At 72.7% G+C, this 13,701-nt stretch carries 12 protein-coding genes; 4 read left to right on the forward strand and 8 right to left on the reverse strand.

The genetic code is table 11. From position 1 onward, the window contains the following. Positions 1 to 78: 78 nt before the first annotated feature. Entirely contained in the window at positions 79 to 1,206 is a 1,128-nt protein-coding gene (locus tag ACH4TL_RS10835; RefSeq protein WP_398326206.1) for an acyl-CoA dehydrogenase family protein, read from the reverse strand. A gap of 48 nt (positions 1,207 to 1,254) precedes the next feature. Further along, the gene (locus ACH4TL_RS10840) at positions 1,255 to 2,439 is read right to left on the reverse strand and encodes an acyl-CoA dehydrogenase family protein (protein WP_398326209.1); all 1,185 of its coding nucleotides are present in this window, start codon (positions 2,437 to 2,439) and stop codon (positions 1,255 to 1,257) included. An 87-nt stretch (positions 2,440 to 2,526) separates the two neighbouring features. Here ACH4TL_RS10840 and ACH4TL_RS10845 point away from each other — a divergent pair, with 87 nt between their 5' ends. From ACH4TL_RS10845 to ACH4TL_RS10855, 3 genes are read left to right on the forward strand one after another with little or no spacing between them, the layout of a single operon-like run. Next, the gene (locus tag ACH4TL_RS10845; RefSeq protein WP_398326212.1) at positions 2,527 to 3,714 is read left to right on the forward strand and encodes a thiolase family protein; all 1,188 of its coding nucleotides are present in this window, start codon (positions 2,527 to 2,529) and stop codon (positions 3,712 to 3,714) included. Positions 3,715 to 3,751: 37 nt separating this feature from the next. Next, a complete protein-coding gene (locus ACH4TL_RS10850) occupies positions 3,752 to 4,516 on the forward strand; it encodes an SDR family NAD(P)-dependent oxidoreductase (RefSeq protein ID WP_398326215.1) in 765 nt (254 codons plus the stop codon). Then, positions 4,513 to 5,277: a crotonase/enoyl-CoA hydratase family protein gene (locus ACH4TL_RS10855; protein WP_398326218.1), complete on the forward strand. Its 765-nt coding sequence runs from the start codon at positions 4,513 to 4,515 to the stop codon at positions 5,275 to 5,277. The genes ACH4TL_RS10850 and ACH4TL_RS10855 overlap by 4 nt, the downstream gene beginning before the upstream one ends. A 15-nt stretch (positions 5,278 to 5,292) precedes the next feature. Here the strand turns inward: ACH4TL_RS10855 and ACH4TL_RS10860 are convergent, their stop codons facing one another. From ACH4TL_RS10860 to ACH4TL_RS10880, 5 genes are read right to left on the reverse strand one after another with little or no spacing between them, the layout of a single operon-like run. Continuing rightward, positions 5,293 to 6,024 (reverse strand): FadR/GntR family transcriptional regulator, encoded by a 732-nt coding sequence (locus ACH4TL_RS10860; protein WP_398326221.1) that lies wholly within the window; start codon positions 6,022 to 6,024, stop codon positions 5,293 to 5,295. Positions 6,025 to 6,079: 55 nt separating this feature from the next. After that, positions 6,080 to 7,126, reverse strand: a complete 1,047-nt coding sequence (locus ACH4TL_RS10865; RefSeq protein WP_398326224.1) for an oligopeptide/dipeptide ABC transporter ATP-binding protein — start codon at positions 7,124 to 7,126, stop codon at positions 6,080 to 6,082. Continuing rightward, positions 7,101 to 9,089 carry a dipeptide/oligopeptide/nickel ABC transporter permease/ATP-binding protein gene (locus ACH4TL_RS10870; protein WP_398326227.1) on the reverse strand — a complete coding sequence of 663 codons (1,989 nt, stop codon included), beginning with the start codon at positions 9,087 to 9,089 and terminating at the stop codon, positions 7,101 to 7,103. The genes ACH4TL_RS10865 and ACH4TL_RS10870 overlap by 26 nt, the downstream gene beginning before the upstream one ends. After that, positions 9,086 to 10,027, reverse strand: a complete 942-nt coding sequence (locus tag ACH4TL_RS10875; protein WP_398326230.1) for an ABC transporter permease — start codon at positions 10,025 to 10,027, stop codon at positions 9,086 to 9,088. The genes ACH4TL_RS10870 and ACH4TL_RS10875 overlap by 4 nt, the downstream gene beginning before the upstream one ends. 21 nt (positions 10,028 to 10,048) lie before the next feature. Further along, positions 10,049 to 11,578: an ABC transporter substrate-binding protein gene (locus ACH4TL_RS10880; RefSeq protein WP_398326233.1), complete on the reverse strand. Its 1,530-nt coding sequence runs from the start codon at positions 11,576 to 11,578 to the stop codon at positions 10,049 to 10,051. A 265-nt stretch (positions 11,579 to 11,843) separates the two neighbouring features. Between ACH4TL_RS10880 and ACH4TL_RS10885 the strand changes: the two genes are divergently transcribed. Next, positions 11,844 to 13,301 carry an aldehyde dehydrogenase gene (locus tag ACH4TL_RS10885; protein WP_398326236.1) on the forward strand — a complete coding sequence of 486 codons (1,458 nt, stop codon included), beginning with the start codon at positions 11,844 to 11,846 and terminating at the stop codon, positions 13,299 to 13,301. A 3-nt stretch (positions 13,302 to 13,304) separates the two neighbouring features. On the opposite strand, the gene ACH4TL_RS10890 is transcribed toward ACH4TL_RS10885, so the two are convergent. Continuing rightward, complete coding sequence (locus tag ACH4TL_RS10890; RefSeq protein WP_398326239.1) at positions 13,305 to 13,694, reverse strand: Zn-ribbon domain-containing OB-fold protein; 390 nt, start codon at positions 13,692 to 13,694, stop codon at positions 13,305 to 13,307. Between the last annotated feature and the right edge of the window lie 7 nt (positions 13,695 to 13,701).

Below are 13,701 nucleotides of genomic sequence, written 5' to 3' on the forward strand. Positions count from 1 at the left end.
GGTGGCGATGACTCGAACAGAAACGATATAACCATAGTCATGGTTTCGGGGCCAGGGTTCGGCCCCGGCGGCCAGGGTTCAGGCCCGGCCCCGGGTGAGCGTCTTGGCGAGCTGGCCCGTCAGCACCTCGTTGCCGCCCTCGTAGATCCGCAAGGGCCGGGCATTGCGGTAGAGCCGTTCGATGGTGGACCCCGTGACGAGGCCGAAGCGGCCCATCATCTGCACACAGCGGTCCACCACCCGGCCCGCGGTCTCGGTGGCCGCCACCTTGGCCATGGAGGACCAGGGGAGCGCCGCCGCCGGGTCCTCGGCCGCCCTGGCCGCCGCCGTGTAGGTCAGGGCGCGCGCGGCCTCGATCTCCCACCACGAGGTGCCCAGCAGATGGGGTAGGGGCCCGAGCCGGGAGAGCGTGGTGCCGAACTGCTCGCGCGAGGTGGTGTGCCGTACGGCCTCGTCGAGCGCCGCCTGGGCGAGCCCGACGGCCGAACCCGCCACCGAGACGCGGAAGGTGGACAGGGTCCGCAGCACCAGCGGGAACGCACCGCCCGGTGCGCCGATCCGGTGGTCCGCCGGGACCGTCACCCCGTCCAGGAACACCGTGCCGAGGATGTGCGGCGCGATGATGTCCGGGCCGCTCTCCACTCGTACGCCCGGGGCGTCGCCGGGCACGAGCACCAGGCTGTGCCCTTCGCCCTCCCGGCACAGCACGGTGTAGAAGTCGGCCGCACCGGCGTTGGTGATCCATGACTTGCGGCCGCTGACGACGAGCCCGCCGTCGCCTTCCGTGACCCGGGTGGTGACCGACCGCAGATCGGAGCCGATCTCGGGTTCGGTGAGCGCCAGCGCGGCGATCGCCTCCAGCGCGGCGACCTTGGGGAGCCAGGCGTCCCGTAGCCGCGCGGCGGCCGCGGCCAGCGCGAAGCCGCCGATGCCCTGCATGGCGAACAGCGAGTCCAGATGCGCGGAGACGCCCATCAGCGCCTCGCGCACCACCGTGACGGCGAGCGGGTCCACGCGCTCGTCCTCCCCGCCGTACGCGGCGGGGACGGTGAGCCGGACCAGGCCGCTGGCGCGCAGCGCGTCCCGCGTGGCCGGGTCGACGCCGGTGGCGGCGTCGGCGCGGTCGGCGCCGGGCCGCAGCCGCTCGGCCAGCTCCATGGCGCGGGTCCGCAGGTCCCGGTGGCGCGGGGGCAGTTCGAAGGGCATGGGCGGTCTCCTTCGCGTTCGCATCCCCGCGGGGCCGGGGTGGGGTGGTCAGCGGCGCTGGTCGAAGCTCCGGCCCAGCAGCTCGGAGACGATGCGGGTGCGCTGCATGGTGGGTGTGCCGCCCGCCAGCGCCCAGCCGTGGGCGTCGCGGTGCAGCCGCTCGATGCCGTACTCCTCGGTGTAGCCGTTGCCGCCGTGCAGTTGCATGGCCAGGTCGGTGACACGCTTCGCGGTCTCGTTGGCCGTGCACTTGGCCAGCGACACCTCCAGTGGCGACGGCAGGCCCCGCCCGGCGCGCCGCGCCGCCCGGTACACCAGCAGCCGGGCCGCCTCGACCTGGAGCACCATGTCGGCGAGGGTCAGCTGGGTGGCCTGGAACTCGATCAGGGGCTTGCCGAAGGCGTTGCGGGCCTGCACATAGTCCACGGTGCGGTCGACGGCGGCCTGTGCGAGGGCCAGGCTCATGGTCGCGTTGCCCAGCCGCTCGAGCGAGAAGCCGGTGAACAGCTCGCGGAAGCGGCCCGCGTCCACCAGCAGATTGGCGGCCGGGACCGTCACGTCGTCGAAGTGGATGTCGCACGACGGGATGCCCCGGAAGCCCATCAGCTTCTCCTGCGCGCCGTAACTGATGCCCGCGGTGTCGGCGTCGACCACCAGCGCGCCGATGCCGCGCGCGCCGGGTACGTCGGCGAGCCGTGCGTAGAGCAGGTACTGATCGGCGTGACCGCCGCCGGAGATCCATCGCTTCGATCCGTTGACACGGTAGGAGTCGCCTTCCCGGACCGCGCGGGTGGTCATGTCGGTGGCGGCGGAGCCCGCGTCCGGCTCGGAGATCGCCACCGCCATCGTCGCGTCGCCGCGGATGATCGGGGGAAGGCAGCGGGCGCGCAGCTCGTCGCCGCCGAGCAGATTGACGACGGTGGCAGGGCCGGTGTTGCACTCGAACACCTGGAACGCCGCGGGACGGCACTCCTTGGCCAGCTCCTCGATCACCACGAGCGCGTCCAGCACCGGGGCGCCGGAACCCCCGAACTCCTCGGGCAGCGTGATGCCGAGCAGCCCCAGTTCGCCGAGCCTGCGGCGCTCCTCGTGCGGCAGCGGCACGCGCTCCGCGTCCCATCGCGCGGCCAGCGGTGCGTAGTGCTCCCGGGCCAGTTCCCGCGCCATGCGGCGCACCTCTCGCTGCTGCTCGGAGAGGTCGTCCGCGGGGTCGTTCACCATGGTTCCGGACACGAATCCATGGTAAAGGTATTCATAGTTTCTGTGTCAAGGCACCGCACATCAGCCGCCGCCCGCCCGCCGAGGACCCGGGGGAACGCCATGCCCGCAGCCGTCATCGTCGACGCCGTGCGCTCTCCCATGGGCCGGGGGAAACCCGGTGGCGCGCTCTCGGCCGTCCATCCGGTCGATCTGCTGGCGGCGGTCCTCACCGCGCTCCTGGACCGCACCGGCATCGACCCCGGCACCGTGGACGACGTCCTCGTCGGCTGCGCGGGGCAGGCCGGTGAGCAGTCCGCCACCCCCGGACGGCAGGCGTGGCTGGCCGCCGGACTCCCCGAGCATGTGCCCTCGGTGACCATCGAGCGCAAATGCGGCTCCGGCCAGCAGGCGCTGGACTTCGCCGTGCAGGGAGTGGCCGCCGGGGCGTACGAGACCGTGATCGCGGCCGGGGTGGAGTCGATGAGCCGCGTGCCGATGGGGTCGGCCCGCATGGGCGCCGATCCGTTCGGCGCGGGAGTGGCCCGCCGGTACGCCCCCGGCCTGCTGCCGCAGGGCATCGCGGCCGAACTCGTCGCGGAGAAGTGGCACCTGAGCCGCGACGTGCTCGACGCCTACGCCGCGCGCTCGCACGAGCGCGCCGCGCAGGCCGCGAGCGGCGGCGCCTTCGCCCGCGAGATCGTGCCCGTCGTCACCCCCGATGGCGTCGTCTCCGAGGACGAGACGATCCGCCCCGGTACGACCCCCGAGCGGCTGGCCGAACTCCTCCCGGCCTTCGTGGCGTCCGGCTTCCACCGCCGCTTCCCCGACCTCGAATGGAAGGTCACCGCGGGCAACTCCTCCCAGCTCACCGATGGCGCGGCGGCCCTGCTGGTGATGAGCGAGGAGCGCGCCGCCGCCCTCGGCCTCACCCCCCGGGGCCGGATCGTGGCCTCCGCCGTGTGCGGGGACGACCCGCTGCTGATGCTCACCGGCCCGCTCCCCGCCACCCGGCGTGTGCTGCGCCGCTCCGGGCTGACCCTGGACGACATCGCCGCCGCCGAGGTCAACGAGGCGTTCGCGAGCGTGCCGCTCGCCTGGCAGGCCGAGTTCGGGTTCCCCGACGACCGGCTCAACCCCCGGGGCGGTGCCATCGCCCTCGGCCACCCGCTCGGCGCCTCCGGCGCCCGGCTGGCCACCACCCTGCTCGGCCACCTGGAGGACACCGGTGGCCGCTACGGGCTCCAGACCATGTGCGAGGCGGGCGGCATGGCCAACGCCCTCGTCCTCGAAAACCTCGGCGCGCGCTGACACGCGCCCGCGAACACCCCTCAAGGAGCGACCAGCCATGGATGTCACATCAGGGTCCGCCGTGGTGACCGGCGGCGCCTCGGGCCTGGGCCTCGCCACCGCCCGGCGGCTGGTCGCCGCCGGGGTGCCGACCGTCCTGCTCGACCTGCCCGCGTCCGACGGCAAGGCCGTGGCGGCCGACCTCGGCCCGTGCGCCCACTTCGCGCCCGCCGACGTCACCGACCCCGACGCCGTCACCGACGCCCTCGCGGTCGCCGAAGCCCTCGGCCCGCTGCGCACGCTCGTGCACTGCGCGGGCCGGGGCGGCGCGATGCGCCTGGTGGAGCGCGACGGCTCACCCGGCTCCCTCGAACTCTACGAGTCCGTCGTCCGCGTCAACCTGATGGGCACCTTCAACGTGCTGCGCCTCGCGGCCGCCCGGATGGCCCGGAACGAACCGGTCGACGGCGAGCGCGGGGTCTGCGTGCTCACCGCCTCCGTCGCCGCCTGGGAGGGGCAGGTCGGCCAACTCCCCTACGCGTCCGCCAAGGCGGGCATCGTCGGACTCACCCTCGTGGCCGCCCGCGACCTGGCGGGCAAGCTGATCCGGGTGTGCACCATCGCCCCCGGCCTCTTCGACACCCCCATCCTGGCCCGGCTCCCGCAGCGGGTGCGCGACTCGCTCGCCACCATGGCGCCGCATCCGCGCCGCCTCGGCATCCCGGACGAATACGCCCGGCTGGCGCTGCACATCATCGACAACCCCATGCTCAACGGCGAGGCGATCCGCCTCGACGGCGCGATCCGGATGCAGGCGCGATGAGCGGCGAGGTCACCGTCGAGACCCGGGGCGCCGTCCTCGTCGTCACCATCGACCGGCCCGAGGTGCGCAACGCCGTGAACACCGCCACCGCGCGGGCGATCGGCTCCGCGATGGAACGGCTCGACACCGACGACGCGCTGTGCGTCGGCGTACTGACCGGCGCCGGGGGCACGTTCAGCGCCGGAATGGACCTCAAGGCGTTCCTCGCGGGCGAGCGGCCCTCGGTGCCGGGCCGCGGCTTCGCCGGGCTGGTGGAGGCGCCGCCCGCCAAGCCGCTCATCGCGGCGGTCGAGGGCTTCGCGCTGGCCGGGGGGTTCGAGATCGCGCTCGCCTGCGACCTCATCGTGGCCGCCGAGGACGCCTCGTTCGGGCTGCCCGAGGTGCGCCGCGGGCTGATGGCCGGGGGCGGCGGGCTGCTGCGGCTGCCGCGCCGGGTGCCGCTGGGCACCGCGGCCGAGTGGGCGCTGACCGGGGACCGTATCGACGCCGTACGGGCGCATGCGGCGGGCCTGGTCAACCGGCTCACCCCGCCCGGCGGCGCCCTCGCCGAGGCGCTGTCGCTGGCGGGGCGGATCGCGGAGAACGGCCCCCTGGGCGTACGGGCCACCAAGCGCGTCCTGAACGAGGGCGGCCAGTGGCCCGCCGAGGAGGCGTTCGCCCGGCAGAACGCGATCTACGAGCCGGTCCGGGCCTCCGCCGACGCCCGCGAGGGGGCGTCGGCTTTCGCCGGGAAACGCACACCCGTCTGGCGCGGCCGCTGACCACTGCCCAGGGGCTCAGCGCCAGTTGACGACCTGGTCGACCAGATGCGGATGGCGCCTGCGCACGTAGTCCGCGTACTCCTGCATGTGCTGCCGCATCAGCCGCTCCGCCGTCGCGGCCTGCCCCTTGGCGATGGCCCGCGCGATGGCCGCGTGCGTGGCCTGCACGTCCTCGCGCCGGTCGGGCGGGAAGAGGAAGCCGCTGACCTGGTCGTGGAAGATGTCCTCCAGCGACATGCTCACCAGGTTCAGGATCGGGTTCCCCGACATGGACGACACCTTGCGGTGGAAGTCGTGGGTGGCGGCGAAGTACTGATCGTCGTCCTCCACCACGGACTTCTCGCACGACTCGGCCAGCTGCTCACCCAGCTCCGGCGCGTTGCGCTCGGCGGCGAGCCGGGCCATCGTCGCCTCCATCACCAGCCGCGCCTCCAGGAGTTCCTGGAAGGTGACGCCGCCGAGGTGGTAAAAGAGCGTCGACATCCGACCGTAGTCACGGGTGCGCACCTCGATGACCATCGGGCCGCCGTTGCGCCCCGGCTTCATCGTGATCAGCCCGTGGACTTCGAGGATGCGCAGCGCCTCGCGGAGCGAACCGCGCCCCACGCCGTAGTCCTCGATCATCTGCGCCTCGGACGGCAGCAGCGTGCCCGGCGGCAGCTTGCGCTTCACGATGTCGTGGACGATCTCCTGCGCCAGCGCCTCGGCGACCTTGGCCCCGCGCTTGAGTGTCTTCGTCGGCGCCATGTCCTCACCTGATAGCCAAGGTCCCTCCATGGGACGGAGTATACCGGAACCCTTATCAGGGTTGGCGCCCATGTCCGTTTTCCGTCCGTGAGGGTCCGGGGAGCGGTGTGCCCGCGTCGGGGTGGCCCGAACCCGGCTCGTACCGGTGGCAGCTCACCTCCACAGCGCCCACGGCGGTGCGGGCGGGCCGGGTCGTCCAGCACACCTGAGCCGTGTGCGGGCAGCGCGGCGCGAACGGGCACCCCGGCCCGGCCACGGCGCCGGCCGCCGCCGTCGAGGTCGACACCGAGGCCCGCCGCACCTGGCGGCGTTCGCGCTGGAGCGCCGGATCGGGCACCGGGGCCGCCGCCACCAGGGCGCGGGTGTACGGATGGCTCGGCCGCAGACACACTTCGGCGGCGGGCCCCGACTCCATGACCCGGCCCCGGTAGAGGACGACGACGCGGTGCGAGATGTGCCGTACGACCGCGATGTCATGGGCGATGAACAGATACGCCACGCCCAGCTCCGCCTGGAGCGAGGCCAGCAGGTTGATCACCTGGGCCCGGGTGGACACGTCCAGCGCGCTGACCGGTTCGTCGCACACGACCAGGCGGGGCGAGACCGCGAGCGCCCGGGCGATGGCGACGCGCTGCCGCTGACCGCCGGAGAACCGCGCCGGATACCGGTCCGCCGCGTCGTCGGGCAGCCCGACGGCCGCCAGCAGCCGCCGGATCTCCGCCCCCGCCTGCTCCCGGCTCGTCCCCTTCCGCCGCAGCAGCGGCTCGGCGAGCGTCTTGCCCACCGGATGGCTCGGGTTGAGGGAGCTGTACGGATCCTGGAAGACGACCTGGAGGTCGGACGCGAGCGCGCGCCGGGCCCGTGCGGACGCGTGCGTGATGTCCGCGCCGTCGAACGAGATCCGTCCCTCGGCGGGGCGGACGAGGCCGAGCACGGCCCGGCCGATCGTCGACTTGCCCGAGCCGGACTCGCCGACCAGACCCACCGTTTCGCCCGGGGCCACGGCGAGGCTCACCCCGTCCACCGCGCACAGCGGCGCGGCACGACGGCCGGGCGCCGGGTAGGTGACCGCGAGGTCAGACAGCTCCAGCAGCGCGCTCATGGTCCACCGCCTTCCAGGAGTCGGCACGGATACAGCGGGCCGCCCGGGGGCCGCCCGGCACGGGACCGAGCACCAGCATCGGTACGGGCGCGGCCGAACACGCCTCGGTCGCATACGTACAGCGGGCGGCGAACCGGCAGCCGGCCGGCCAGTCGCGCGGCTGCGGCACCGTCCCCTCGATGGCGGGCAGCTGCCCCGCCGCCGTCTCCTCGCGCTCCGGCGTGGAGCGCAGCAGGGCACGGGTGTACGGATGCAGGGCGGCCGTGAACAGCTGGTCCACCGTGCCCTCCTCGACCACCTGCCCCGCGTACATCACCACCGCCCGGTCGCAGATGTCGGCGACCACCCCGAGGTCGTGGGTCACCAGGATCATCGCCATGCCCAGCTCCGCCTGGAGCGAGCGCAGCAGATCGAGGATCTCGGCCTGCACGGTGACGTCGAGGGCGGTGGTCGGCTCGTCCGCGATCAGCAGGTCAGGCTCGCCGGTCAGGGCGAGCGCGATCGCCGCGCGCTGCGCCATGCCGCCGGAGAGCTGATGCGGATAGGAGCGGCAGACCTGCTCCGGGCGCGGAATGCCGACGAGGCTCAGCAGTTCGACGGCGCGCGTCCGGGCCTGTGCCTTGGTCAGCCCGCGGTGCCGCCGCAGCGGCTCGGCGAGCTGGGAGCCGATGGTGAAGCACGGGTCGAGCGCGGTCATCGGCTCCTGCGCGATGTAGCCGATCCGCTGTCCCCGGTACGCCGCGAGCCGCTTCTCCGGCATCCGGGCGAGGTCCGCCCCGTCGAACAGGATCTGTCCCCCGGCGAGGTGCCCGGAGCCCGGGACGAGGCCGAGGACGGACAGCGCGGTGACGCTCTTGCCGCACCCCGACTCGCCCACCAGGCCGACCGTTTCGCCCGGCCGTACGGCGAAGCCGACCCCGTCGACCACCGGCTGGTCACGCCCGTCGGCCTCGGGGAAGGACACCACCAGCCCATGGACCCGCAGCAGCGCACCGCCGTCGTCGGGCTCCGCCGCGTCGGAGTCGGCCGGGAGGGCGCGCCGGGCGAAGAAGCCGCCGGTGGCCGCCTGCCCCCGGCCCGCGGGGGTCGCGTCACGCAGCGCGTCGCCGAGGAAGTTGAAGGCCAGGACGGTGAGGACCAGGACGCCCCCGGTCGGGACCATCAGCCAGGCGTCCTGGTTGATGGCGGCGGCCGCCTCGGCGATGCCCGCTCCCCAGTTGGGCGCGGGCGGCTGCGGGCCGAGGCCGAGGAAGCCCAGGCCGGACTGGATCAGCAGCGCGGTACCCAGGGTCAGCGAACTCTGGATGAGCACGGGCGCGATGACATTGGGCAGCACGTGCCGTACGACGATCCGCGGCGCCCGCAGCCCCGACACGCGGGCCGCGTCGACGTACAGCTCACCGCGCACGGCCGCCGTGGTGGCCCGTACCAGCCGGATGATGGCGGCGGAGAAGATGACGCCGAGGGCGCCCATGGACACCGCGAAGCCGCGCCCGTACACCGCGACCACCGCGAGCAGGATGATGATCACGGGCAGGGCCATCAGCGCCTCGGCGATCCGGCTGATGACGGCGTCGGCCCAGCCGCCGCGGTAGCCCGCGAGCAGGCCGAGCGGGACGCCGACGAGGAGCGCCACCAGGACCGCTTCGCCGGAACCCAGCAGGCTGAGGGCGCCGCCGTGCATCAGCCTGCTGAGGACGTCGCGGCCGAGGGAGTCGGTGCCGAGCCAGTACGTACCGGACGGGCCCTGGTAGACACGGCGCAGATTCTGGTCGAGCGGATCGTGCGGGGCCAGCCCGGACGCGAAGACACTGCCGAGGACGACCAGGGCGATCCACGCCAGGCTCAGCCAGGCCCCCGGGCGGCGCAGCACGCCGCGCGCCCGGCCCGCGCCCTTGTCGCCCGCGCGCCGGTGGCGGCCCGGCGCGGCCGCCACGGCCTCGGTGTTCACCCCGACGTTCATACTCGCCTCGCCTTCGGGTTGAGCCAGGCGTTGGCGACGTCGACGAGGAGGTTCGCGGCCAGCACGAGGGTGGTCGTGAACAGCACGACGGTGAGCACCACGGGGAAGTCCTTTCCGTTCACCGCCGAGAGGGTCAGCGCCCCGAGCCCGTTCAGCGCGAAGACCTGCTCGACGATGACGGTGCTGCCGAGCAGGCCGATGAACTGGAAGCCGACGCTGGTGACGATGGGGATCGAGGCGTTGCGCAGCGCGTGCCGGAAGATCAGCGAACGGTTGGACACCCCGGCGGCGCGCAGGGTGCGGATGTAGTCCTTGGCGAGCACGTCCAGCATCGCGCCGCGGGTCTGCCGGGCGACGGTGGCGATGCCCACCGCCGCGACCGACAGACACGGCAGGGTGATCGAGGCGAGCCAGCGGCCGGGGGATTGGGCGAACGGCACATAGCCGGTGGCGGGCAGCCAGCCGAGCCGGATGGACAGCAGGAAGACCAGCAGCACGCCCAGCCAGAAGCTGGGGACGGCCATGAAGAAGCTGAGCACGCTCTGCCCCGCGCGGTCCAGCCGCCGCCCGCCGACCGCGCCGAGCACCCCGACGGCCACCCCGACCACCACCGTCAGCAGCACGGCCCCGACGACGACGGACAGCGTGATGGGCAGCCGGGCGCCGACATCGGCGGTGGTCGGCCTGCTGGTGAGCAGCGAGGTGCCGAAGTCACCGCGCAGCACGTGCGACAGCCACGACCAGTACTGGACGGCGAGCGGCCGGTCGTAGCCCATCTTCCGGTCCAGCGCGGCGACCTGCCCGGCGGTGGCGCCGTCGCCCAGGATGGTGCGCGCCGGGGATCCAGGGATCAGGTTGACCAGGCAGAACGCCACCGTGGCGATGCCCCATAGCATCGGGACGACGACCAGGAGCCGTCGCAGGACTGTCCTGAGCACAGCACTTGCTCCTCGGTCCGGTCAGGACGCGGGCTCCAGGCCCCTGACGAACGGCAGCGACTCCAGCGGCACGTAGTTCATCTCCTTGACCTTCTTCGGGTTGTAGAAGTAGTAGGTCTTGCCGATGTTGGTGACGACGAAGAGCGCCTGGTCGACGACCTCCTTGGAGATCTCCTCGTACGTCGCCCGCTGCCGCGCCCCGGTCTCGGCGGCGGCCTTGGCGATGAGCTTGTCCAGCTTGGGGTTGTCGACCCGGTACGGGTTGTACTGGCCGTCCTTGCTGAGCAGGCGGTTGGCGTCGATGGGCGTGCCGATCCAGTTGTAGAACCAGGCGTACAGCGGGTTCTTGTCCGACAGCCGCAGCGCCTGGTACTGCGGCAGCGAGACGTTGTGGATCTTGATGCGGATGCCCGACTTCTTCAACTGCTGGGCGAGCGCCTGTCCGTAGCGGTCGAAGAACAGCACGGCGGTGTTGGTGACCGTGAGGTCGATGCCGTTCAGGTAGCCCGCCTCGGCGAGCAGCTTCTTCGCCTTCGCGGGGCTGTACGGATACGCCTTGTCCAGCGCCTTGACGTAGCCGGGCTGGCCGGGCGGGAAGATCTGCGTGGTGGGCTGCCCCTCACCGGCGGTGGCCTGGAGCGCCGTGCGGTCGACGGCATAGTTCAGGGCCCTGCGCACCCGTACGTCGCCGAGCGCCTTGACCTGGCGGCCGCTGCGGTCGTTGATGTTGAGCGCGGTGAAGTAGCTCATCGAGGAGGAGACGGCGAGCCCCGCGGCCTTGGCGGCCGGGACGTCGTCGAGGGTGCCGATCGCGCCGTCGATCTGCCCCGAGCGCAGCGCGTTCAGGGACGCGGTGGAGTCCTGGATGATCGGGAACACCAGCTTGTCGAACTTGACCGACTTGGCGTCCCAGTACTTCGGGTTCTTGACGAAGGTGTACTTGTCGCCCGGTGTGGTGGCGGCCGTGTCCAGGGTGTAAGGACCGGCGCCGACCGGCTTCTTCTTCAGCAGCCCGGGGTCCTTCAGCGCCTTCGGGCTCGCCATCTGGCCGAGCACGGCGGAGAAGACGAGCGGCAGCGAGGGGTCCGGCCGGGACAGCTTGATGCGCACCTGGTCGGGTGCGGTGACCGTCACTTTGCTGATGGCGGCTATCTCGTCGGTCCTGGGTCCCTGGACGGTCTTGCCGTGGTCGAGGTTGGCCTTCACCGCGGCGGCGTCCAGCTTGGTGCCGTCGGAGAAGGTGACGCCGTGGCGGATCGTCATGTCGAACGTGGACGGGTCGGCGTAACTCCACTTCGTCGCGAGCCCCGGCGCGAAGGAGCCGTCCGGGTTGCGGTGGACGAGGCTGTCGTACGCGGCCTGCTGGGGCTGGAGGAAGGGGCCCCAGTCGTTCTGATACGGGTCCCACTGCGAGACGACGGTGGTGGTGCCGAGGGTGAGGGTCTTGTTCCCTCCCGCTGATGTGTTGCCGGACGAGGACGAGCCGCATGCGGTGAGGCCGCCCGCGGCCATCACCGTCACCAGCCCGACCGCCGTGAGTTGTACCCGCATAACGCCTCCTGGGGCCGCTGGGCTGTCCACACGATTGCCCCACGTGTCTGACCCGTCAAGGCTTTCTATGCGATTCCTGCGCATAGATTCGGGGACATGGCTCACGGTAAGCCCGTCCTCGCCCGGATGGCCAGAGCCGTGCACCGCCTGTTCAGAGGGGATGTGGATGGATGCACCATCCATGGCGGGTGATCTCGGCTACAGTGCAATCCATAGTCATGGTTTTTGTCGGACGCCCGGCTCAAGGAGACGGAAGGAGACGCCCGTGACCACCATCGCCCCCGTGGACCGGCGGCGGATGTATCTGGGCGGGGCCTGGACCGCGTCCCGCGGCGGCACCCCGCTCGACATCCGCAACCCCGCCGACCAGGACCTCGTCGGCCGCACCGTCCTCGCCTCCGCCGAGGACGTGGAGCGGGCCGTGGCCGCCGCGCGCGCCTCGTTCGACTCCGGCGTCTGGCGGGAGACGCCGCGGCAGGAGCGCGCCGCGGTGCTGGAGCGGGCGGCGGACCTCCTCCAGGAGCGGTCGGAGTACCTGGTCGACCTGCTCACCAGCGAACTGGGCTGCCCCCGCTGGTTCAGCGCCGCCGCCCATGTGCCCAACCCCATCCGCCATCTGCGCTACTACGCCGGTCTTGTGCGCTCCACCGACCCCGACGAGCTGCGCACCGACGACGCGGGCAACGCCAGCCTCGTCACCCAGGAACCGGTCGGCGTCGTCGCCGCGATCACACCGTGGAACGGGCCGCTCAGCTCGCCCATGCTCAAGATCGCTCCGGCGCTTGCGGCGGGCTGCTCGGTGGTCTGCAAGCCCGCCCCTGAGGCCCCGCTCACCCTCTTCGAACTGGCGGAGACGCTGGCCGAGGCGGGCCTTCCGCCGGGCGTCTTCAACCTGATCCCGGGGGACCGGGACGCGGGTGCCCACCTCGTGGCCCACGCGGGCGTCGACAAGGTGGCGTTCACCGGATCGAGCGCGGCGGGCAAGCGGATCATGGCGGTCTGCGCCGAGCGCGTCGCCCGCGTCACGCTGGAGCTGGGCGGCAAGTCGGCGGCTATCGTGCTCCCCGACGCCGATCTGGAGGCGTTCGTCTCGAAGATCCTCCCCATGGCGCTGATGGTCAACGGCCAGGCGTGCATCGCCCAGACCCGGATCCTGGCCCCCGCCGCCCGGCACGACGCGGTCGTCGAGGCGCTGGCCGCCGCCTTCCGCGAGGTGCCCGTGGGCGACCCGCTCGCGCCCGGGACCGTCGTCGGCCCGCTGATCAGCGAGCGCCAACGGGACCGCGTGGAGGGCTATCTGGCCGCCGGACGCTCCGAGGGCGCCCGGGTCGTGGCCGGTGGCGGGCGCCCCAAGGGCCTCGACGCGGGCTGGTACGTCGAACCGACGCTCTTCGACGGCGTGCACAACGGCATGCGGATCGCCCGCGAGGAGATCTTCGGCCCCGTCGTCGCGGTCATCCCGTACCGGGACACCGACGAGGCCGTGGCGATCGCGGAGGACTCCCCGTACGGCCTCTCCGGTTCGGTGTGGACCGCCGACCCGGACGCGGGTCTCGCGGTGGCGCGGCGGCTGCGCACCGGCATGGTGAGCGTCAACGGCCACCCGCAGGCGTACGGGAGCCCGTTCGGCGGGTTCAAGGAGTCCGGCGTCGGACGGGAGATGGGCCCGGAGGGCCTGCGCGCCTACCAGGAGACCAAGTCGATCGCCGTCTCGCCGGGGTGAGGCTCAGCCGGGGTGGGGCGGCAGCGCGATCGGTACGGCCTCGCCGCCGCCCTCGGGGGTCTCGAAGCCGATGCGCACCGGGTGGCCCGCCCGGAGCGCGGCCGGGTCGATGCCCCGTACCCGCACCGTGATCCACGGTCCTTCAGCCAGCTCGACGTACGCCACCACGGGGGGCGGCGCCGCGTCCGTGCCGCGCACCGGGATGACGGTCCAGGTGACGATCTCGCCGAGGCCCGCCGACTCCCGCCACTGAAGCGGCGCGAGCGGGGCACACGGGCAGACCGTCGCGGCCGGGGGAAGGTAGCCGCCGCACTCCTTCGACCAGCGCAGCAGCAGCACGCCCCGCGCCGCGGCGTCGAAGAACTCCGCGGAGTGTTCGTCACGGATGATCACCGGCTTC

Source organism: Streptomyces sp. NPDC021115, assembly GCF_044333065.1.
GTDB lineage: Bacteria > Actinomycetota > Actinomycetes > Streptomycetales > Streptomycetaceae > Streptomyces.

What these genes read in the sequence shown, in the direction of transcription:
- ACH4TL_RS10845 (WP_398326212.1), top strand. Translation starts at nt 2,527, where the DNA reads ATGCCCGCAGCCGTCATCGTCGACGCCGTGCGCTCTCCCATGGGCCGG.
- ACH4TL_RS10850 (WP_398326215.1), top strand. Translation starts at nt 3,752, where the DNA reads ATGGATGTCACATCAGGGTCCGCCGTGGTGACCGGCGGCGCCTCGGGC.
- ACH4TL_RS10855 (WP_398326218.1), top strand. Translation starts at nt 4,513, where the DNA reads ATGAGCGGCGAGGTCACCGTCGAGACCCGGGGCGCCGTCCTCGTCGTC.
- ACH4TL_RS10870 (WP_398326227.1), bottom strand. Translation starts at nt 9,089, where the DNA reads ATGAACGTCGGGGTGAACACCGAGGCCGTGGCGGCCGCGCCGGGCCGC.
- ACH4TL_RS10865 (WP_398326224.1), bottom strand. Translation starts at nt 7,126, where the DNA reads ATGAGCGCGCTGCTGGAGCTGTCTGACCTCGCGGTCACCTACCCGGCG.
- ACH4TL_RS10835 (WP_398326206.1), bottom strand. Translation starts at nt 1,206, where the DNA reads ATGCCCTTCGAACTGCCCCCGCGCCACCGGGACCTGCGGACCCGCGCC.
- ACH4TL_RS10860 (WP_398326221.1), bottom strand. Translation starts at nt 6,024, where the DNA reads ATGGCGCCGACGAAGACACTCAAGCGCGGGGCCAAGGTCGCCGAGGCG.
- ACH4TL_RS10880 (WP_398326233.1), bottom strand. Translation starts at nt 11,578, where the DNA reads ATGCGGGTACAACTCACGGCGGTCGGGCTGGTGACGGTGATGGCCGCG.